Consider the following 20,071-nt stretch of genomic DNA (forward strand, 5'->3'; position numbering starts at 1 on the left):
GGGACAGTTGCGAATGATTTCTTTAGATGAGCGGCGGCATGGGCGGCTCTTCCTTCACCACCGGCGTCTCGCGTGCGACACGCAACTCGCGCTTGAGGCGCCCGTTTTCCATGCGCAAACGCAGCATCTTCGGCACAGCCGAAACCAGTCCCGCCAGCAAGCCCACGAGGAAAAATGCGAGGCCGATCAGGATCAACGGGGCTTGCCATTGAAATCCTCCGGGCGCGTTCAGCGTGACGGGGTCGCGATTCGCGAGCGCCAGCACGAGCAGAAGCACGAATACCAGGACACGGATCAGCCAGACGATGAATTTCATGTACGGTTTTCCAGGAGCGGTCGCGCGTGTCAGTGGTTGGCATGACGCCAAGCCCGCGCGGATGATAACCAGGTCAAAGTGACCGGTATTGTAATGGATGCCTTCGCGCGCCAGCACCTGCGGCGCGCCGACCTCAATTGGAACGCATCGGGCGCGAAAGGGCTATCACCAATCGTTGAAATTGATCAGCAGGCGATGGCTGAGCAAATGCCGCACCCGTAACGTGCCGCTATAAGGCCGCGCAAGTTGGGCCGGCAATAAAAAAAGCACCCCGCAGGGTGCTTTTCTGGTCGATTGCCTCGTGGCCGGACGCCGCGAACCTGAGATCAAGTTGATCACGGGGACGATGGGCGCCGATCAGAGATCGTCCGCATCGTCGTCATTCGACTCCTTCAGCGGCTCACCCGCACGACCATCCACGCGTTCACGCAACTCCTTGCCCGGCTTGAAGTGCGGCACGAATTTCTCCGGTACCAGCACTTTCTCACCCGACTTTGGATTGCGCCCGACGCGCGACGGACGGCGATTGAGCCCGAAGCTGCCGAAGCCGCGAATCTCGATACGATGACCGTTGGCCAAAGCCTCCGACATCGCATCGAGCATCGTCTTCACCGCGAAATCCGCATCCTTAAGGACAAGTTGCGGAAATCGCGACGCCAACTGGGCGACCAATTCCGATTTGGTCATACTGCAGCAGTACCGTTAAGGCTTAGCTGTTCTGGCCGTCAAGCTTGGCCTTGAGCAGCGCGCCGAGGTTGGTCGTGCCGGTGGCGGCGGCGTTCGAGTCCGAAGTCTGCAGACCACGAATGGCTTCCTGCTGTTCGGCCGAATCCTTCGCCTTGATCGACAGGTTGATGCCACGCGACTTGCGATCGATGTTGATGATCATCGCGTTGACCTTGTCGCCTTCCTTCAGCACGTTGCGAGCATCTTCCACGCGATCTTGCGCGATTTCCGAAGCACGCAAATAACCTTCGACGTCCGCCGTCAGGGTGATAACCGCACCCTTCGCGTCCACCGACTTCACCGTACCGTCGACGATAGCGCCCTTGTCGTTGATCGCGACGAAGTTGTTGAACGGATCGCCTTCGAGCTGCTTGATGCCGAGCGAAATACGTTCCTTGTCCACGTCGATGCCCAGAACCACGGCTTCGACTTCGTCGCCCTTCTTGTACTTGCGCACGGCTTCTTCGCCGGTTTCGCTCCACGACAAGTCGGAGAGGTGAACCAGGCCGTCGATGCCGCCCGGCAGACCGATGAACACGCCGAAGTCGGTGATCGACTTGATGGCGCCGCTGATCTTGTCGCCCTTCTTGAAGTTGCGGCTGAAGTCATCCCACGGATTCGGCTTGCATTGCTTCATGCCGAGCGAGATACGGCGGCGGTCTTCGTCGATTTCCAGAACCATGACTTCGACTTCGTCGCCCAGCTGCACGACCTTCGACGGTGCAACGTTCTTGTTCGTCCAGTCCATTTCCGACACGTGAACCAGGCCTTCGATGCCCGATTCCACTTCGACGAATGCGCCGTAGTCGGTGATGTTGGTGACCTTGCCGAACAGGCGCGTGCCCGACGGGTAACGGCGCGAGATGCCTTCCCACGGATCGTCACCCAGTTGCTTGATGCCGAGCGAAACGCGGTTCTTCTCTTGGTCGAACTTGAGGATCTTGGCGGTAACTTCCTGGCCAACCGACAGAACTTCGCTCGGGTGACGCACACGACGCCATGCGATGTCGGTGATGTGCAGCAGGCCGTCGATACCGCCGAGGTCAACGAATGCGCCGTAGTCGGTGATGTTCTTGACCACGCCTTCCACGATCGCGCCTTCCTTCAGCGTTTCGAGCAGCTTTGCGCGCTCTTCGCCTTGCGTCGCTTCGATGACAGCGCGGCGCGACAGCACGACGTTGTTACGCTTGCGGTCGAGCTTAATGACGCGGAATTCGAGCGTCTTGCCTTCGTACGGCGTCGTGTCCTTGACCGGACGCGTGTCGACCAGCGAACCCGGCAGGAATGCGCGGATGCCGTTGACCATCACGGTCATGCCGCCCTTGACCTTGCCCGTGATCGTGCCGGTCACGAGTTCGTTGTTGTCGAGGGCCTTTTCCAGCGACAGCCACGAAGCCAGACGCTTCGCCTTGTCGCGCGACAGGATGGTGTCGCCATAGCCGTTTTCCAGCGCGTCGATTGCGACGGAAACGAAGTCGCCCGCCTGCACTTCAACCTCGCCCGCGTCGTTCAGGAATTCTTCGAGCGGAATGTAGGCTTCGGACTTGAGACCAGCGTTCACGACCACGAAGTTGTGGTCGACGCGCACGACTTCGGCGGAGATCACTTCGCCGGCGCGCATGTCCTGCTTGGTCAGCGACTCTTCGAACAGAGCCGCGAAAGATTCGGTATTCGGGGTAGAGGTTTGCAGGTCGGACATAAAAATCGATATTTGCACGGCTTTTGCGCGATGGCCTTTGAAGTTTCCGAAGAGCCGGAATATGGCCGGATAAGTGCGCGAGGCGATGCGGGGTTAAGGGGTTAAAACACGCTCCGCCACATGGAAGAGCACCTTGCGTCTACAGCTGACTACTGTTCTTCACAACTCGCTAAAAACGAACCGCTATACACGAACCGCGCTGTACCAACCGATGATTTGTTCCACCGTCTGATCGACCGACAAACCGGAGGTGTCCAGCGTCTTCGCGTCCGCCGCGGCTTTGAGCGGTGCGGTGGCCCGGTTGGAGTCCCGGGCGTCGCGCTCACGCAAATCTCGCAGCAAGTCATCCATATTAGCAGAAAAACCTTTTTGCATCAATTGCTTATGCCGGCGTGCCGCGCGTGCTTCGACGCTTGCGGTCAGAAACACTTTCAACGTGGCATCGGGAAAGATGACGGTGCCCATGTCGCGGCCATCGGCGACCAAGCCCGGACGCTTGCGGAACGCCCGCTGCCGCGCGACGAGCGCCTGCCGCACTTGCGGATGCACGGCGATCGCCGACGCGCGGTTGCCGACTTCCTCGGCGCGAATCTCGCTAGATACATCCACGCCGTCGAGCTGCGCACAGCCCTCGCGGAAGGTGATGTGAAGCGCACCGATGAGCTTTGCGAGGGCGGCAGCGTCGTCCGTGTCGATGTCGTAGCTCAGGCTTGCCAACGCCGTCAGCCGATAAAGCGCGCCGCTGTCGAGCAGGTGGAAGCCGAGCGTGGCCGCGACGAGCGCCGCGACCGTGCCCTTGCCCGAAGCGGTCGGCCCGTCGATGGTGATTACTGGTGTGGGGTCGAATGGACGGGTCGGTTTCATTGCTCTCGGCCTTTCTGGCCCGTTATTACTGCTTTCGTTGAAGTCGAAATGGTCGCGTTTCATATTGCGGCGTTCGTTGGCGTTTGAGTCTTGGGCGTCTCTTTCAGGCGTGGGCGAGCGTCGCGAAGCGATCGAAATAATCGGGGAACGTCTTGTTCACGCACTTCGGATCGTTGATGCGAACCGGCACGCCGCCCAGACTCACGAGCGAAAAACACATGGCCATGCGGTGATCGTCGTAAGTATCGATCGCGGCGTTCGGCGTGAGTTCGGCGGGTGGCGTGACGACGAGATAATCCGCGCCCTCTTCCACCGTCGCGCCGACCTTGCGCAACTCGGTTGCCATCGCGGCGATGCGGTCCGTTTCCTTCACGCGCCAGCTAGCGATATTGCGCAGCGTGGTCGTGCCGTTGGCAAAGAGCGCGGCGACGGCAATGGTCATCGCCGCGTCGGGAATCAGGTTGAAGTCCATGTCGATGGGCGCGAGTTTGCCGTCGTCGGACTCGACGCCGCGCACTTCGATCCAGTCTTCGCCCATCATCACGTTCGCGCCCATGCGATTGAGCGCGTCGGCGAAACCGACATCGCCCTGGATGCTCGCCCGGCCCACGCCTTCCACGCGCACCGGACCGGCGCCGATTGCGCCCGCCGCCAGGAAATACGACGCGGACGATGCATCGCCTTCGACCATGATCGCTCCTGGCGACCGGTAGCCCGCGCCGGCCGGCACGGTAAAGCGCGCCCAGCCGTCGCGCTCGACCTGCACGCCGAAACGCTCCATCAGCCGGATGGTGATGTCGATGTACGGCTTCGAAATCAGCTCGCCTTCGACTTCGATGGTCACCGACGCGTCACGCCCCTCGATCACCGGAAGGCTCATCAGAAGCGCGGTCAGAAACTGACTCGATACATCGCCGCGTACGCGGATGGGTTGGTCGATGGCGATTTTCGCCGCATGAATCTTGAGCGGCGGGAAGCCGTCGTTGAGCTCGTAGTCGATTTTCGCGCCGATCTGACGCAAGCCATCGACCAGATCGCCGATTGGCCGTTCGTGCATGCGCGGCACGCCATGCACGCGATATTCGCCGCCGTTGACCGCGAGCGCCGCCGTGAGCGGCCGCACCGCCGTGCCCGCGTTGCCGAGAAACAGTTCCGCCGCCTTCGACGGAAACGCGCCGCCCGTGCCGTTCACGATGACGCGTTCGCCGTCGTTTAGAAGCGTAACGCCGAGCGTTTGCAGCGCGGCGAGCATCACGCGTGTGTCGTCGGAATCGAGCAGATTCGTGATCTGCGTTTCGCCGCTCGCGAGCGCGGCGAGCAAAAGCACGCGGTTCGAGATGCTCTTCGAGCCGGGCAGCCGCACCGTGCCGGACGCGCGGGAGAAGGGTCCGAGATCGAGATGTTCCATGGTCTTTCCTTATTTCGCGGCGGGATCGCCGGACGTCTTGATGCTGCCGCGTTCCTGCCATTCTTTTCTGGCGACACGCGAACGCGCGAACGCCGCTTCGAGCGCCGCGCCGTCCGACGCATCGATGGCCGCGCGAAACCGTGCGAGCACGGCGGCGTAATCGTCGAGTTCGGCGAGCAGCGCGGCGCGATTCGCCACGCAGATGTCGCGCCACATTTCCGGACTCGATGCCGCGATGCGCGTGAAATCGCGAAATCCGCCCGCGGCGAATGAGAACTTGAGCTCGGCGTCGGGTGCTTCCAAAATCTGCTCGACGAGCGCGAACGAGAGCACGTGCGGCAGATGGCTCACCGACGCGAACACGCGATCATGCTGCGTCTCGCTCATGCGATGCACCGCCGCGCCGGTCGCGCGCCACATCGCGGCGATGCGGTCGACATCGGCCGGCGCGTTTTCGGCGAGCGGACAAAGCACGACGTTGCGATCCACGTAAAGGTCGGGCAAGGCGGCATCGACGCCGCTCGATTCGCGCCCGGCGATCGGATGCCCGGGCACGAACTGCGCAAGCTTTACGCCGAGCGCCGCGCGCGCCGCCGCGACGACGTCGCTCTTGGTGCTGCCTGCGTCCGTGACGATGGTCCGCGCTTCGAGCAAGGGCGCGATGCGCGCGAGCAGCGGTTCGGTCTGCGCGACGGGCGCCGCGATCAAGACGAGATCCGCGCCGTGCAACGCGCGTGCGAGCGCCGCGTCGTCGTCGAGCGCGACGGCTTCGTCGATCACGCCGAGTTCGAGCGCGCGCTCGACCGAGCGCAGCGAGCGTCCGATGCCGACCACGCGGCCTTCGATTCCCGCGCGCTCGCGCAACGCGCGCGCAAGCGATCCGCCGATCAGGCCGACGCCGAAAATAACCAGTTTATTGAAAGAGAATGCGTCCACGGAACATCGATAAGTGCGCGCCGTTCGACGCTGGAAAAATCGGCCGCTGCCCAATCGAGCGGCGGCCCGCGAAAACTCGGGTCAACGCGCGCGCGGATAGGACCCGAGAATCTTCAGAAACGCGGCCTTGCGCCCAAGTTCATCGAGCGCGGCGGCGACGAACGCATCGTCGCGATGCCCTTCGATATCGATATAGAAGTAATACTCCCACGTGCCGGCGCGCGCGGGCCGCGATTCGAAGCGCGTCATGGAAACGCCGTGCTTTGCGAGCGGCTCCAGGAGCTTGAACATTGCGCCCGATTCATTGGTCACCGTCACGATGAGCGAAGTTTGATCGTGACCGCTCGGCCCCGTCGGTTCGCGACCGATGATCACGAAGCGCGTGCGGTTGTGCGGGTCGTCCTGAATCTGCGAATAAACGACGCCCAAGCCGTAATGCGTGGCCGCGCGGTCGCCAGCGATGGCCGCGACGGCCGGGTCGCCCACCGCGATACGCGCCGCTTCCGCGTTGCTCGAAACCGCCTGCCGTTCGAGCTGCGGCGCGTTCGCGGTCAGCCAGTGCTGGCACTGCGCGAGCGCTTGCGGATGCGCATAGACGCGCTTCACGCCTTCGAGCGTGCCGGACGCGGTCAAAAGATTGTGGTGAATCGGCAGCGCGAGTTCGCCGCCAATCAAGAGCGACGTTTCCAGCAGCAAGTCCAGCGTGCGCGACACCGCGCCTTCCGCCGAATTCTCGACCGGCACGACGCCATATTGCGCGGCGCCCGCTTCGACCGAGCGAAACACTTCGTCGATGGACGGACACGCGAGGCCCTCGATCGAATGACCGAAGTATTCGAACATCGCCTGTTCGCTATACGTGCCGACCGGGCCCAGGAACGCTGAACGGATAGTCTGTTCGAGCGCGCGGCTCGCGGCCATGATCTCGCGCCAGATTGCGGCGATGTGCGCGTCGGCGAGCGGGCCGTCGCTCATTTCCTGCAGACGCGCGATGACTTGCAGTTCGCGCTCCGGCCGAAACACGGGCGCGTTGAAATGCTTCTTCACTTCGCCGACTTCGAGCGCGACGGAAGCGCGCTGATTCAAAAGCGCGATGAGTTGCGCGTCGAGCGCGTCGATGCGTTCACGCAGCGGTTTGAGTCTTGAATTGAGATCGTCGTCCATGCGGTGCTTGGGGCAGAGGCAGTTAAAGGAGCGATGAGGCTTACGCGCTGGTCTGCTCGAATTCCTTCATGTACTCGACGAGCGCTTTCACGCCCTCGACCGGCACCGCGTTGTAGATCGATGCCCGCATGCCGCCGACGGACTTGTGGCCCTTCAGTTGCAACAGACCGCGCGCCTTGGCGCCGGTCAGGAAATCGGTATTGCGCGATTCGTCGGCGAGGAAGAACGGCACGTTCATGCGCGAGCGCGCGTTCCGGTCGACCTTGTTGACGTAGAAATCGCTGGAATCGATGGTGTCGTAAAGCAACGTCGCCTTTTCGAGATTGCGCGCTTCCATGGCTTCCAGGCCGCCCTGTTTCTTCAGCCACTTGAAGACGAGGCCAGCGACGTAGATCGCGTAAGTGGGCGGCGTGTTGTACATCGAATTGTTCTCCGCGACGATCTTCCACTCGAACGCGGACGGGCAGATAGACAGCGCGCGGTCGAGCAGATCCTCGCGCACGATCACGACCGTCACGCCCGCCATGCCGATGTTCTTCTGCGCGCCGCCGAAGAGCACGCCGTACTTGGCGACGTCCATGGGACGCGAAAGAATGTGCGACGACGCGTCCGCCACGAGCGGAATGTCGCCGAGATCGGGAATTTCGAAGGCCTCGACGCCGTCGATGGTTTCGTTCGTGCACAGATGCACGTAGGCGGGATCGTCCGAAAGCTGCCACTCGCTCAACACAGGCACGCGCGTGAAGCCCTGCTCGGTCTTGCCAGTCGCCGCGAGATGCGGCGTGCAGTACTTCTGCGCTTCCTTGAGCGACTTGGTCGACCATGAACCGGTGACGACGAAATCGGCGGTCTTCTTCGTACCGAGCATGTTCATCGGCACGATGGCGTTTTCGCCAATGCCACCGCCCTGCAGAAACAATATGCGATGCGACGCCGGCACCTTGAGCAATTCCCGCAGATCGGTCAGCGCCGCTTCATGGATCGACGTGAACTCCGCGCCGCGGTGACTCATCTCCATCACGCTCATGCCGCTGCCTTGCCAATCGAGCATTTCATCGGCGGCTTGCTTCAACACTTCTTCTGGCAAGGCGGCCGGGCCGGCGGAGAAATTGAACACGCGCATCTGGAGATCCCGATTTGTCTCGTTCGACAGACGCGGAGCCTGAAACGATGAGCCGAAAAGCTCGTTGTCCGCGCCTAAAAAAGAAATGGCTGCTTGCGCTTGCGCGCAAACAGCCATTATCGCACTGTCCTGAAAACCCGCCAATGCGCGAGCCTTCCAGACTATGCCACCGTGCTTACTTGCCCGGCTTGACGCTTGCCACTTCCTGGTCGGCTTGCGTGCGCGTTGCCTTGATGGCTTGCGGCATGTACTTCTGCATCAAACCATTGACCACGTCGCGACCAACTTGGTCTTGAACCTGAATGAACTTGCGGCCCGTCGTGCTCTTGTAGAACGAGGTCAGGTCCTTGATTTCATCGGTCGTGTAGTACTTCGCGTATGCGTCGTACTGAGCTTTCATTGCGTCCTGACGGAAGCTGTCAGTTGCGAACACCTGCCCTGCCGAGTCGACCAGCTTCGGCACTGCGTTCTTTTGCAGCGTCGGAACGGCAGCTTGCTTCTGCTTGTCGTTCAGCGACTTGTTTTCCGACAGCGCGTCCGACAGGATTGCCGGGACGAGTTGCTTCGACTGCATTTGCGCGCTGTTGCCGATCGCGCCGACCAGCTTCTGCGCGTCGATCGCGTCGAGCAGGTCCTTGATCGCGGCTTGCTTGGCCGGATCAACCGGGGCTGCTGCGGCCGGTGCCGGAGCTGCCGCCTGGTTCGGCGCCTGGTTCTGAAGCGACTGAGCCATCGCGAAAGTCGGCACGAAAGCGGCCAGCAACATCCACTGCTTGAAACGTCCTTGCATCATTACTCCCTGTAAAAAATATCCAGTTCTGCACCGGCGACGAGCCTTCAGATTTTCGACGCTGGCTTCGCACATAACGAAGCACAGCGCCGACAACAGGCCCGAGTCGCGCAGCTTAACCAATTCAGGCTTTCAAAAGCGAATACGAGAAGCTTGCGTCACAAAAAATATCAGGCGTCTTCGCCGTTTTCATCATTTTCTGAGTCGCCCGGCGCGGCGGCGGAGCCGTTCGTGCCGGTGTCGCCTTCGTCGAGTGCTTCAGCTTCTGCTTCCACTTCGGCTTCCGCCTCCGCGATATGCTGCAGTCCCGACAACTTGGTGCCCTCGTCAAGGCTGATGAGTGTAACACCTTGAGTTGCACGCCCCATTTCGCGGATTTCGGACACGCGCGTGCGGATGAGCACGCCCGATGTCGTGATCAGCATGATCTCGCTTTCCGGCTCGACGAGCGTCGCGGCGACCACGCGGCCGTTGCGCTCGGAAGTCTGGATCGCGATCATGCCCTTCGTGCCGCGGCCATGGCGTGTGTATTCGTTGATCGGCGTGCGCTTGCCGTAGCCGTTTTCCGTCGCGGTGAGCACCGACTGGATTTCGTCGCCGGCCACGAGCATGGCGATGACCTGCTGACCGTCTTCCAGTTGCATGCCACGCACGCCGCGCGCTTCGCGGCCCATGGCGCGCACGTCGTTCTCGTCGAAACGCACCGCCTTGCCTGAATCGGAGAACAGCATGACGTCATGCGCGCCGTCGGTAATGGCCGCGCCGATGAGAAAGTCGCCGTCATCCAGACCGACCGCGATGATGCCCTTCTTGAGCGGACGGCTGAACGCTTCGAGCGGCGTCTTCTTGACGGTGCCGAGCGAAGTGGCCATGAAGACGAACTTGTCGGCCGAGAAGTCCTTGATAGGCAGCACGACGTTGATCTTCTCGCCTTCCTGCAGCGGGAACATGTTGACGATTGGCCGGCCGCGCGAATTGCGCGAGCCTTGCGGCACTTCGTAGACCTTGATCCAGTACACGCGACCGCGGTTCGAGAAGCACAGCATGTGATCGTGCGTGTTCGCGATGAAAAGCGTGTCGATCCAATCGTCTTCCTTCATTTGCGTGGCCTGCTTGCCGCGCCCGCCACGCTTTTGCGCGCGATACTCGGAAAGCGGCTGCGACTTCACGTAGCCGGTATGCGACATGGTCACGACCATTTCCTGCGGCGTGATCAGGTCTTCGGTGTTCAGCTCGGTTGCATTCAACTCGATACGCGAACGACGCTCGTCACCGAACTCGGCGCGTACCTGGCCCAGTTCTTCGACGATGATCTGACGGATACGCTCCGGCCGCGCGAGGATGTCGAGCAAGTCGGCGATCTGCGCCATCACGTCACGATACTCGGCGACGATCTTGTCTTGTTCGAGACCCGTCAGGCGTTGCAGGCGCATCTGCAGAATTTCCTGCGCCTGGACGTCCGACAGCTTGTAGAGCCCATCTTCCTGCAGCCCGTAGGCTGGATTCAGTCCTTCCGGACGATACGCAATACGCCCGCCCGTCGCCTCGGTCTCGGTGCGCGTGAGCATTTCGCGCACGAGCGACGAATCCCACGGACGGTTCATCAACTCTTGCTTCGCCACAGGCGGGGTTGGCGCGGCCTTGATGATCGCGATGAATTCGTCGATATTCGCGAGCGCCACCGCGAGGCCTTCGAGCACGTGTCCGCGATCGCGCGCCTTGCGCAGTTCGTAGACCGTGCGCCGCGTGAGCACTTCCCGCCGATGCGACAGGAAGCATTCCAGCATTTCCTTCAGGTTCAGCAGCTTGGGCTGGCCGTCGACGAGCGCGACCAGATTCATGCCGAAAGTGTCCTGAAGCTGCGTCTGCTTATACAGATTGTTCAGAATGACTTCCGGCACTTCTCCGCGCTTGAGTTCGATCACGACACGCATGCCGCTCTTGTCGGACTCGTCGCGAATGTCGGAGATGCCCTCGATCTTTTTCTCGTTGACGAGTTCGGCGATGCGCTCGAGCAGCGTGCGCTTGTTCACCTGATACGGAATCTCGTCGACGATGATGGCCATGCGCTGGCCGCGGTCGATCTCTTCGAAATGCGTGGTCGCACGCATGACGACGCGACCGCGCCCCGTGCGATAACCGTCGCGCACGCCCGCGACGCCGTAGATGATGCCGGCCGTCGGGAAATCCGGCGCCGGCACGATCTCGATGAGTTCGTCGACCGTCGCCTCAGGCGTGGTGAGCAGATGCAGACAGGCGTCGACGATTTCGCGCAAATTGTGCGGCGGAATGTTCGTCGCCATGCCGACCGCGATACCGGCTGAGCCGTTGATCAGCAGATTCGGGATGCGCGCCGGAAGTACGAGCGGCTCGCTTTCGCTGCCGTCGTAGTTCGGGCCGAAGTCGACGGTTTCCTTGTCGATGTCGGCCAGCAGTTCGTGACCGATCTTCGCCATGCGGATTTCGGTGTAACGCATGGCGGCGGCGTTGTCGCCGTCGACCGAACCGAAGTTGCCCTGGCCGTCCACCAGCATGTAGCGCAGCGAAAACGGCTGAGCCATGCGAACGATCGTCTCGTACACCGATGCGTCGCCGTGCGGATGGTACTTACCAATCACGTCGCCGACGATACGCGCCGACTTTTTATACGCGCGATTCCAGTCGTTGTTCAGCTCGTGCATGGAATAAAGCGCGCGACGGTGTACGGGCTTCAGTCCATCGCGGACATCGGGAAGCGCTCGCCCGACGATCACGCTCATCGCGTAATCGAGATATGAGCGGCGCATTTCCTCCTCTAGGGAGATTGGCAGAGTCTCTTTGGCGAATTGATCCATTATCCGTGTCTTGAACTGTGCAGCAGCGACACAGCAGCGCGATCCGACGATTCGAAAACATTACCTCGAGTTTCGCCCTCGCCCGCCGGCCGCGCGACCCGCGCCGGCCAGGCGCGTAAGCCATACGCTGCGGCGCTGCGAACGCAGCGCATCCAAAGATTCTAACATGCGCGACATCCGCGTCCGGAGGCTCGGCGTATACATAGTGTATGGGACGCTCAACCGCCGTTCCCGATCTTGAGGAATGAGGGATAGATGCACTTGTTCCAATTACTTACAAAAACCAGGGAACGTTTCACTGATTTCGTCACTTAGGCGGGCTATGATGCCGCCTCGTCGTTTTGCTAAAGCAGTACAAACCCGACGATAAAGATACGCAGATATTGGCTCGCGGGCACATAAAGTGCGCACGTTTCGCGCCTTCCGCGGCCAAGACCGGCTCCTGTCCCTTTCTTGTTGCGCATGCACCACATAAGGTTGCGGGCGCAGAGGGTGCGGGGATATTTTTATCGTTGCAAGGGAACGATATGGCAAAATGCCAACGCACAAAGTTAGACACTGCTCGAAGTCTACACAGCCGCGTTTTGTTCCGTAGGGAATGTTATACTCCGAGCAATGTATGACTTGTCTTTGTCTACAGGCTCGCAGTAAACCTGCGGTAATCTCAATTTCGAGAGGAGAAATATGAATAAACTTTCAAAGCTCGCGTTCATTGCAGCTACCGCAGTTATGGCTGCATCGGCCTCGGCGCAATCGGTGCCGGCCTCGCGACAAGCCGTGAACGACAACTGGGTGAACGGCACGGGCGAGTATGTGTGGATGAACGGCACGAACGAACTCTGCTGGCGCGACGCATTCTGGACCCCGGCCACGGCCAACGCAAAGTGCGATGGCGCTCTGGTCGCAGTCGCGCCGACGCCGCCCGCACCGGTCGCTCCGCCGCCCCCGGTTATCCAAAGCCAGAAGGTCACCTATCAAGCTGACGCTCTGTTCGACTTCGACAAGGCAGTTCTGAAGCCGGCTGGCAAGACCGCGCTTGACGATCTCGCATCGAAGATCGGCGCGCTGAACCTGGAAGTCGTGGTCGCTACCGGCTACACCGACCGCATTGGTTCGGACAAGTACAACGACCGTCTGTCGCTGCGCCGTGCGCAAGCTGTCAAGGCTTACCTGGTCAGCAAGGGCATCGAAGCCAACCGTATCTATACGGAAGGCAAGGGCAAGCGCAACCCGGTCACCACGGGCTGCAACCAGAAGAACCGCAAGCAACTTATCGCCTGCCTCGCACCGGATCGTCGCGTGGAAGTCGAAGTTGTCGGCACGACGCGTCAGCCGCAGTAATTGCGCTGATTGCCGCAGGATCGAACCCCCGCTTCGGCGGGGGTTTTTTTATGCCTGCGATTTTTGTGAATCTCCGTGAGATGCCCGCATCGAATAAAGCGCAATAACCGTGGCCCCGGCGCAGGCGGCTTCGACGGCTATGGCACGGAACGAGCGAAGTTGTCGGCGACGCGTCACTTCAGCTTTTTGCCGCCCTTTTCCCGCGCCTATATACTCGATCCTTAACGATTCACGACTTAGAAGGGCAATTGAGAATATGACCAACGTCGATCCCCACGAACTGCAGAAATTTAGCGAGCTTGCGCATCGCTGGTGGGACCCGAACGCCGAGTTCAAACCGCTTCACGAATTGAACCCGGTGCGGCTCGACTGGATCGATGCGCACGCGCATCTGATGAGCAAGCAAGTGCTCGACATCGGCTGCGGCGGCGGCATTTTGTCGGAATCGATGGCGGCGCGTGGCGCGAAGGTCAAGGGCATCGACTTGTCGTCGAGTGCGCTTGGCGTCGCGGATCTGCATAGTCTGGAAAGCGGCGTGGAGGTGGCGTACGAGGAGATCGCAGCCGAAGCGCTGGCCGCGCGCGAACCCGCTTCCTACGACGTCGTGACCTGCATGGAAATGCTCGAGCACGTGCCGAATCCGGCGGGCACCGTTGCCGCGTGCGCCGCGCTGGTCAAGCCAGGCGGCTGGGTCTTCTTCTCTACGCTGAATCGCAACGCGAAGGCGTATATGTTCGCCGTGATCGGCGCGGAGTACATCGCGCGCATGTTGCCACGCGGCACGCATGACTACGCGCGCTTCATCAAGCCGTCCGAACTCGCTACCTTCGCGCGCACGGCGTCGCTCTTGCCGGTCGACATCAAAGGCATCACCTACCGTCCGTTCTCGCGCCACTTCGGGCTGTCTACTGACACGAGCATCAACTATATGATGGCCTGCCGCCGGGAAGCCTGACGCCATGACCCAAGAAGACCAGAACGGTGTTGTCCAGACGACGCCCCTGCCCGACGATCCCACCCCGCTGCCCCAGCGCGCCGCCGAGGGCGATTCGCTCGGGCTCTGCCAGGCCGTACTGTTCGATCTCGACGGCACCATCGCCGATACTGCGCCCGATCTCGTCGCGGCCGTCAACAAGATGCGGCACGATCGCGGACTCGAAATGCGCCCCCTCGAAACCCTGCGGCCTTACGCATCGGCGGGTGCGCGCGGGTTGTTGGGCGGCGCGTTCGAGATCAGCCCCGAGCATCCCGATTTCGCGGCGATGCGTGATGAGTTTCTCGCCAACTACGAAGCGGATTTGTGTATCGAAACGACGCTGTTTCCCGGCATCACCGAGTTGCTCGATCAGCTCGATGCACGCGGCGTGCGCTGGGGCATCGTGACGAATAAGGTGACGCGCTTCGCCGAACCGCTCGTCGCCCTGCTCGGACTGGATAAGCGGGCCGGTTGTCTCGTTTGTGGCGATACGACGGCGCATTCGAAGCCGCATCCCGCGCCGCTGCTGCACGCGGCCGAATTACTGGATGTGGCGCCGGAGCGAATCGTCTATGTCGGCGACGACTTGCGCGACGTTCAGGCAGGCTTTGCAGCCGGCATGATCACCGTGGCGGCGGCCTATGGCTATTGCGGCGACGACATTCCGCCGCACCGCTGGCACGCGACTCACGTAGTGGACACGCCAGAAGAACTGCAGCAATTGCTGCGCGATATCGCTTGAAAGTGGCCGCGGTTCGCCTCACATGGCTTTTCATGGGATAATCCCCGTTCTGCTTGGGGGCGACCTGGTTTCGACAGGGGTTGCGAAGCGGTCAGGGCATACCGAGGACCCGTCACCTCGTTAATCAATGGGAAAAACGTAACTGCAAACGACGAAACGTTCGCACTGGCAGCCTAAGGGCCGCCGTCCTCTCACTAACTTACTGACGGGTTAGGGTAGCAATACCACGAGAGGTCATATACGTCAGTTAAGCTTTGTCGGCGTCACGACGCCAAAGTCGAAAATTTAGTGAATCGCTGTAGCGAAGCGTGTTCGTCCGCGTTGCTACGGTTAAATCAAAAGATAGAACTAAGTATGTAGAACTGTTCGTAGAGTGCTTCTGGACGCGGGTTCGATTCCCGCCGCCTCCACCACCCCATTTGAAACCCGCGCATGCGAAAGCACCGCGGGTTTTTTCTTGCCACGGCTCGCCAACCCGCGCGAATAAGCGCATCCGCGAAACCCGTAGCCAAAAAAAAAGCCCCGCGCGGGGCGGGGCAAACATCCTTGAGAGACGTAGCTCTGGCAGAGACAACCTCGGCTACGGAAGAGAGAATAGTCGGCGGCCAGTACTGTTCGAATCAGAGCGGTCCTAAAACGCTGCCTTACGGCAGTTATCTTGATGCACGTAAGCCCGGCGCAAGGCGATGCCCTTCTATGCCGCGAGATTGGACGCGTCAGCCCCATTCATGTTCGCTCGGCCACTGACCGATTTCTCGTTCGCACGGCAATCTTCTGCTTTATTCTGTCGACGATCGGCGCGTCGATAAGCGCTTACGGGGAAAGCATGCGCAGAAGCATAGCGAGACGGTGGATCGGCAATCTGATTCTTTCTTTGATGTGGGCGCTATGCGGCGCGCTCCTCCCGGCTGGCGCCCGCGCGGCCCCGCCCGTCGCCGATTGCCACGCGGGCACTCTCATCACGGTAGTCGCCCACCTGGACGACGATCTCCTCTTCGTGAATCCCGGCATCAGCGACAAGCTCGACGCCGGCTGGTGCGTGACGACGGTTCACCTGATCGGCGGCGCAAACGGTGCGAAGTTCGATTACGTCGTGCTTCGCGAGACCGGCACGAAGCTCGCCTATGCGCGCATGGCAGGCGTGCCGGACAAATGGCAAGAATCGACAGTGATGCTCGCGGGGAAGCCCGTGCATCAGCTCGTGCTTACGCAGCAGCCGCGCGTGAAGCTGCTCGAATTGCGGTTGCCCGGCGGCGGTGTGCGCGGCGGCAAGGTGCCGCTCGGTCTGCTGTGGGATCGCGGGCAGACGCTCAATACCTATCCGCTGCAAGCGGACGGCACCGGTTCGACCACTTACGACCGCGCCGCCCTTTCCGCGACGTTGCGCGCGATCCTCTCGCAAGCCACGGAAATCTACACGCTCAATCCGGATACGGTCGCCTTCATGGAGCATCCGGATCACATTCTCGCGGCGCGCATTACGCGTGTGGTTGCGCAGAGCCTGAAGCGCGATGTGCCGATCGGCTATCACGTCACCTATCCGACGGGCGGCTTGCCGAAGAATCTCGACACCGCGCAGACGCTGCGAAAGCGCGATGTCGTCGGCAGCTATTTCGCGATCGATGGCAACGACGCCGGTCACGTCTTCGGCGAGTACATGTGGGACGGCAACTGGGTCGCGCGCCGCTACTGGAGCATGGCCCATGCGAACGACGCCGGTCCGGAGTTCCAGTTGCGCCCGTTCCAGCTCGTCAACGAATACTCGAGCCGCTGCCTGACATCGGCCGGTGCGGGTAAGGCACCGACGCTCGCCGCATGCACAGGCGCCACGACGCAAAACTGGTTCTGGCAACAGTTGCCCGCCGCGCCGGGCGCTAAAAACGATGCGCTCTTCGTGAGCGCGGCGACGCGCGGGTGTATCGCGGAACGGGAAAACGGGCTTGTCGAGGAAAGCTGCAAGCCGGAAAGCGCGGTACAGCACTGGACGCCGTGGGACTTCGGCTTCGTGTACACGCCGCTCGATCACTGTCTCGGCGAGAAAAACGACTTACTGACGGCAAGCCGCTGTTCGATGCTGACGGCGCAGTATCGTTGGTCGCCGTCATCGCAAACGGTGTGGACGGACACGCGGCAGGAAGGCGCCCTCTTCGGCGACGTTCGTGGCGAAGGCCGCGACAGCGCCGTGTATGTGCAGCGGCGCAAGGACGGGCCCGGCTTCAACGTATGGGTGGCGGAGATGTCGCGCTTCGACCGGGCGTCGCCGTGGTTTCTGAACGCCGTGCCGTTCGACCCGCAAGCCACCGCGCCGACCTGCAATGCCGATTCGCTTTGCTTCGACAGCGCGCGCTTTCTGTTGGGCGATTTCGATGGCGACGGCCGCGCCGATCTGATGGCGATCACGCCGCGCAACGGCGGCACCGCGTTCTGGCTTTTAAAAAGCGCCGGCACGCATTTCGAGGCGCCCCGTTTGTGGTTTCAGACGAGCGCGGCATGGACGCCCGAAATCGCGCAGCAATACGTGGCAGGCGATTTCAACGGCGACGGCCGCGCCGACGTGATGATCGCGCAGAAAAGCAAGGACGCGGGGCTCGACCTCTGGGTGCTGACGTCGGGCGGCGCGACGGCGAACGCGCCTGCGCTGTGGTTAAAGGCGAGCCAGTTGAGTCAGAGCGCGCGTTTCATGCCGGCTCGCGTCGCGCAATCGAAGCACGTGGGGCTTCTCGCGATCGAGAATATCGACGGCGCGCTCGCGCTCTCGCAATTCGCGAGTGACGGAAGCGCCTTCGCGCCGAGCTATCGCACGAACGTCTATCCGCAGTTGCGCGCGCCGTTCGCCAAGGTCGTGGCGGGCGATATCGATGGCGACGGCATCGACGATCTGGCCGTGCTCGAACCGCGTGGGGACAGCGCGAGCACGCGCGTCTTCACGATGAAAGGCGGCAAGGCGTTCGGCCCGGCCATCGAGACGACGACGCTCGCCGATACGTCCTACGCGGATTCAATGCCCGCAATCGCGCGCGTCACCGAACACGACGATCACGCCACGCTGGTGCTGTTCAAGCGCGCGAACGCGTTGCTCGGCGAGTTCTATTACACGGGCGGCGCGCCGAGTCTCTACGGCTACGAATTCGATACGGCGTTCAAGCTCGGGCCGGTGAAAATTTGGGGCGAATTGCCAGGGCTGTTTTCCGAGTCGCTGTGGCTCAAGACGCTGGCTTACTGGGGGCAGTGAAAGCGCGTTCGTCGTCACCAAATCAAACGCGCCGACCGGGCAACCGATGCGGCGCGTACTTGTTCAACAAGCCGACGCTCAACTTAGGCCCACGCGCAAGTTCAGAACGTCCCGCGCGATCGCCAGATACTTGTCCGCCGTGCTCTGCAGGGTCAGGCCGTTGAGCGGGCGCGTCGCGCGCGGCTGATTGAGCGCATCGAGCAAGGCGTGGCCGTAGGCGTCGCTGTCGGCGGTATCGAGTAATTGCACGCCGGGAAAACCACCCGCGAAGGCGAACGATGCAATCGCGCTCGCGACCACCGGAATGCCCGACGCCAGCGCCTCCAGAAAGCCGATGCTATGCGCCTCGAAGCTCGAAGGCATCGCGAACACGCTCGACGCCTTCAGAATCTGCGCGACGTTCATCTGCGGCCCTTCGATCTTCACGCGATCGCCAAGACCGAGCTTCGCGACTAGATCGACGACCGCCTTGTGATAGTCGAGATTTTCGATGACACCGCACAGCAGCAGTCGCGCATCCGGCTCGGCGCGCGCGACGCGCGCGAACGCTTCGACCGTCTGCAACTGATTCTTCTCGGGAATGTAGCGGCCCACCTGCACGATCTGCTTGGCGGCCACGGGAATGGACGGTTGCGCGTCGTCGGCGAAACGGGAGACATCGACGCCGTTGGGCACGACGATCATCGAAGGATGCAGCCCGATTTCTTGCACGTAGTTGTCGATATTCTTCTGCGACACGCCAATCACCGCCTTCGCCCGGCTCGACAGCAATCGCTCGGCGCGCAAAAGCGCCCGGTTCGCGAAATCGTTCGCGCCGGAGTGCATGACCCAGACGATCGGCACCCGCGTCGGCAAGGCGCGAACGTAGAGCGCGGGAATGGTGGCGTGCGCGAAGATGATGTCGGGCTTGAACTGACGGATCGCGCGATGCAAGAACAGCAAGCGTCCGAGCTTGCCAGGGTTTTTCGTCGGGAAAAGGCAGATCACGCCGTGCGAACCGAGTTCCGCGCTGATGTGTTTGAAGTCGTCGTGTTCCGGCATCAGCGATGCGATGCAGACGTCGTGGCCCGATCGCTGATGCCCGATCGCGACGCCTTTGGCAAGCACTTCGGCCCCGGATAGTCGGGGCGCCAGTATGACCTGGAGAATACGCATTTTGCAGTCCCTCGGCTGATCCGAAGTGCGCTCAGTGGCCACACGCTTTGCCCAAAGTATCGTGGTCCCCGTCGCCGCCCGCCGGTTCGCATCATCCGGCGGCCAGCGCACTTCCTGTTTTTTGTGTTTTATGACTAATGAGCCATGCCCACGCAAAACAGCACACGGGAGCACGCCGTCATAAGGTACTCCGGAGGTCATACCAAACGCCCGCCATCACATAGCGTTTTTCAGTCGATGCGTAAGACGTTGAAAGTGCATGTGTGACTGCGCGCACACGTCCTGCCGCGTCGCGTCAGTGCAAAGCGGTTATGGCACGAAGGTAAGGGGAAGATTTTGCTGCAACCGCACACGCTGTCCGGCATTCGGCAATGCGGTCGCAGAAGTGAGAATGGCGATCAGTTGGTGCCGTCCTTCGGGCACTTCAGATTGCAGCCGTCCGGGTCGCCGAGGTCGCCGCGACGGCGCATGGGCGAGCTGCCCTTTTGATACTTATCGGTTGGCGCGGAAGCCGCAAACTGCATTTGCGGATGCTCGTTGAGGCGGAACTGGTCTTGCAGCACGCCGCCCGGCACGCCAGGCGAATTCTGGGCAAACGCAACGGGAATCAGATAGAACGCACCGGCGACGAGCGCAGCGGTGGTGGAAGCGAGCAACGTAAGTTTCATGGCGGAATTTCGCGCGGGACAGCCGCGTCTGGAACAGGGTTGAGTCGACAGCAAAGCGTTAGGTTAACCCAATTCACCGCCGCCAGCAGTTTCTTCC

The 20,071-nt window shown here is 61.5% G+C and carries 17 protein-coding genes and 1 other RNA gene; 6 read left to right on the top strand and 12 right to left on the bottom strand.

The window, feature by feature from the left end:
• Positions 1-22 precede the first annotated feature (22 nt).
• A complete protein-coding gene (locus tag NCR98_RS10075; protein ID WP_244825914.1) occupies positions 23-316 on the bottom strand; it encodes a LapA family protein in 294 nt (97 codons plus the stop codon).
• 78 nt (positions 317-394) lie between these two features.
• On the opposite strand from NCR98_RS10075, the gene NCR98_RS10080 reads away from it, so the two are divergent.
• Positions 395-538 carry a hypothetical protein gene (locus tag NCR98_RS10080; protein WP_250526113.1) on the top strand — a complete coding sequence of 48 codons (144 nt, stop codon included), beginning with the start codon at positions 395-397 and terminating at the stop codon, positions 536-538.
• A gap of 135 nt (positions 539-673) precedes the next feature.
• Here NCR98_RS10080 and NCR98_RS10085 read toward each other — a convergent pair whose 3' ends face one another.
• The 9 genes from NCR98_RS10085 to gyrA all read right to left on the bottom strand — a co-directional run bounded on the left by NCR98_RS10085 (position 674) and on the right by gyrA (position 11,860).
• Positions 674-1,003, bottom strand: coding sequence for an integration host factor subunit beta (locus tag NCR98_RS10085; RefSeq protein WP_244825916.1), 330 nt, complete (start codon positions 1,001-1,003; stop codon positions 674-676).
• Positions 1,004-1,025: 22 nt separating this feature from the next.
• Positions 1,026-2,759 (bottom strand): 30S ribosomal protein S1, encoded by a 1,734-nt coding sequence (rpsA, locus tag NCR98_RS10090; protein WP_244825917.1) that lies wholly within the window; start codon positions 2,757-2,759, stop codon positions 1,026-1,028.
• A gap of 165 nt (positions 2,760-2,924) precedes the next feature.
• Positions 2,925-3,605, bottom strand: coding sequence for a (d)CMP kinase (cmk, locus tag NCR98_RS10095; RefSeq protein WP_244825918.1), 681 nt, complete (start codon positions 3,603-3,605; stop codon positions 2,925-2,927).
• A gap of 103 nt (positions 3,606-3,708) precedes the next feature.
• A complete protein-coding gene (aroA, locus tag NCR98_RS10100; RefSeq protein WP_250526114.1) occupies positions 3,709-5,013 on the bottom strand; it encodes a 3-phosphoshikimate 1-carboxyvinyltransferase in 1,305 nt (434 codons plus the stop codon).
• A 9-nt stretch (positions 5,014-5,022) separates the two neighbouring features.
• Positions 5,023-5,949 carry a prephenate dehydrogenase gene (locus NCR98_RS10105; protein ID WP_250526115.1) on the bottom strand — a complete coding sequence of 309 codons (927 nt, stop codon included), beginning with the start codon at positions 5,947-5,949 and terminating at the stop codon, positions 5,023-5,025.
• An 81-nt stretch (positions 5,950-6,030) separates the two neighbouring features.
• The gene (pheA, locus tag NCR98_RS10110) at positions 6,031-7,113 is read right to left on the bottom strand and encodes a prephenate dehydratase (protein ID WP_244825924.1); all 1,083 of its coding nucleotides are present in this window, start codon (positions 7,111-7,113) and stop codon (positions 6,031-6,033) included.
• A 40-nt stretch (positions 7,114-7,153) separates the two neighbouring features.
• Positions 7,154-8,236 (bottom strand): 3-phosphoserine/phosphohydroxythreonine transaminase, encoded by a 1,083-nt coding sequence (gene serC / locus NCR98_RS10115; RefSeq protein ID WP_250526116.1) that lies wholly within the window; start codon positions 8,234-8,236, stop codon positions 7,154-7,156.
• Positions 8,237-8,411: 175 nt separating this feature from the next.
• Positions 8,412-9,026, bottom strand: coding sequence for a DUF2059 domain-containing protein (locus tag NCR98_RS10120; protein WP_244828095.1), 615 nt, complete (start codon positions 9,024-9,026; stop codon positions 8,412-8,414).
• Between the two features lie 170 nt (positions 9,027-9,196).
• The gene (gyrA, locus tag NCR98_RS10125; RefSeq protein ID WP_250526117.1) at positions 9,197-11,860 is read right to left on the bottom strand and encodes a DNA gyrase subunit A; all 2,664 of its coding nucleotides are present in this window, start codon (positions 11,858-11,860) and stop codon (positions 9,197-9,199) included.
• A gap of 684 nt (positions 11,861-12,544) precedes the next feature.
• On the opposite strand from gyrA, the gene ompA reads away from it, so the two are divergent.
• From ompA to NCR98_RS10150, 5 genes are all read left to right on the top strand, one after another.
• The gene (gene ompA, locus NCR98_RS10130) at positions 12,545-13,201 is read left to right on the top strand and encodes an outer membrane protein OmpA (RefSeq protein WP_244825927.1); all 657 of its coding nucleotides are present in this window, start codon (positions 12,545-12,547) and stop codon (positions 13,199-13,201) included.
• Between the two features lie 256 nt (positions 13,202-13,457).
• Entirely contained in the window at positions 13,458-14,156 is a 699-nt protein-coding gene (gene ubiG / locus NCR98_RS10135; RefSeq protein WP_244825928.1) for a bifunctional 2-polyprenyl-6-hydroxyphenol methylase/3-demethylubiquinol 3-O-methyltransferase UbiG, read from the top strand.
• Between the two features lie 4 nt (positions 14,157-14,160).
• Positions 14,161-14,919 carry a phosphoglycolate phosphatase gene (gene gph, locus NCR98_RS10140; RefSeq protein ID WP_244825929.1) on the top strand — a complete coding sequence of 253 codons (759 nt, stop codon included), beginning with the start codon at positions 14,161-14,163 and terminating at the stop codon, positions 14,917-14,919.
• 55 nt (positions 14,920-14,974) lie between these two features.
• Positions 14,975-15,332: a transfer-messenger RNA gene (gene ssrA / locus NCR98_RS10145) on the top strand.
• Positions 15,333-15,745: 413 nt separating this feature from the next.
• Positions 15,746-18,151 (top strand): FG-GAP repeat domain-containing protein, encoded by a 2,406-nt coding sequence (locus tag NCR98_RS10150; RefSeq protein WP_250526118.1) that lies wholly within the window; start codon positions 15,746-15,748, stop codon positions 18,149-18,151.
• Positions 18,152-18,229: 78 nt separating this feature from the next.
• Here the strand turns inward: NCR98_RS10150 and NCR98_RS10155 are convergent, their stop codons facing one another.
• A complete protein-coding gene (locus NCR98_RS10155; protein ID WP_244825931.1) occupies positions 18,230-19,306 on the bottom strand; it encodes a glycosyltransferase family 4 protein in 1,077 nt (358 codons plus the stop codon).
• A 398-nt stretch (positions 19,307-19,704) separates the two neighbouring features.
• A complete protein-coding gene (locus NCR98_RS10160; protein WP_244825932.1) occupies positions 19,705-19,974 on the bottom strand; it encodes a hypothetical protein in 270 nt (89 codons plus the stop codon).
• Positions 19,975-20,071 lie beyond the last annotated feature (97 nt).

This window comes from Caballeronia sp. GAWG2-1, from assembly GCF_023631405.1.
Classification (GTDB): Bacteria; Pseudomonadota; Gammaproteobacteria; order Burkholderiales; family Burkholderiaceae; genus Caballeronia.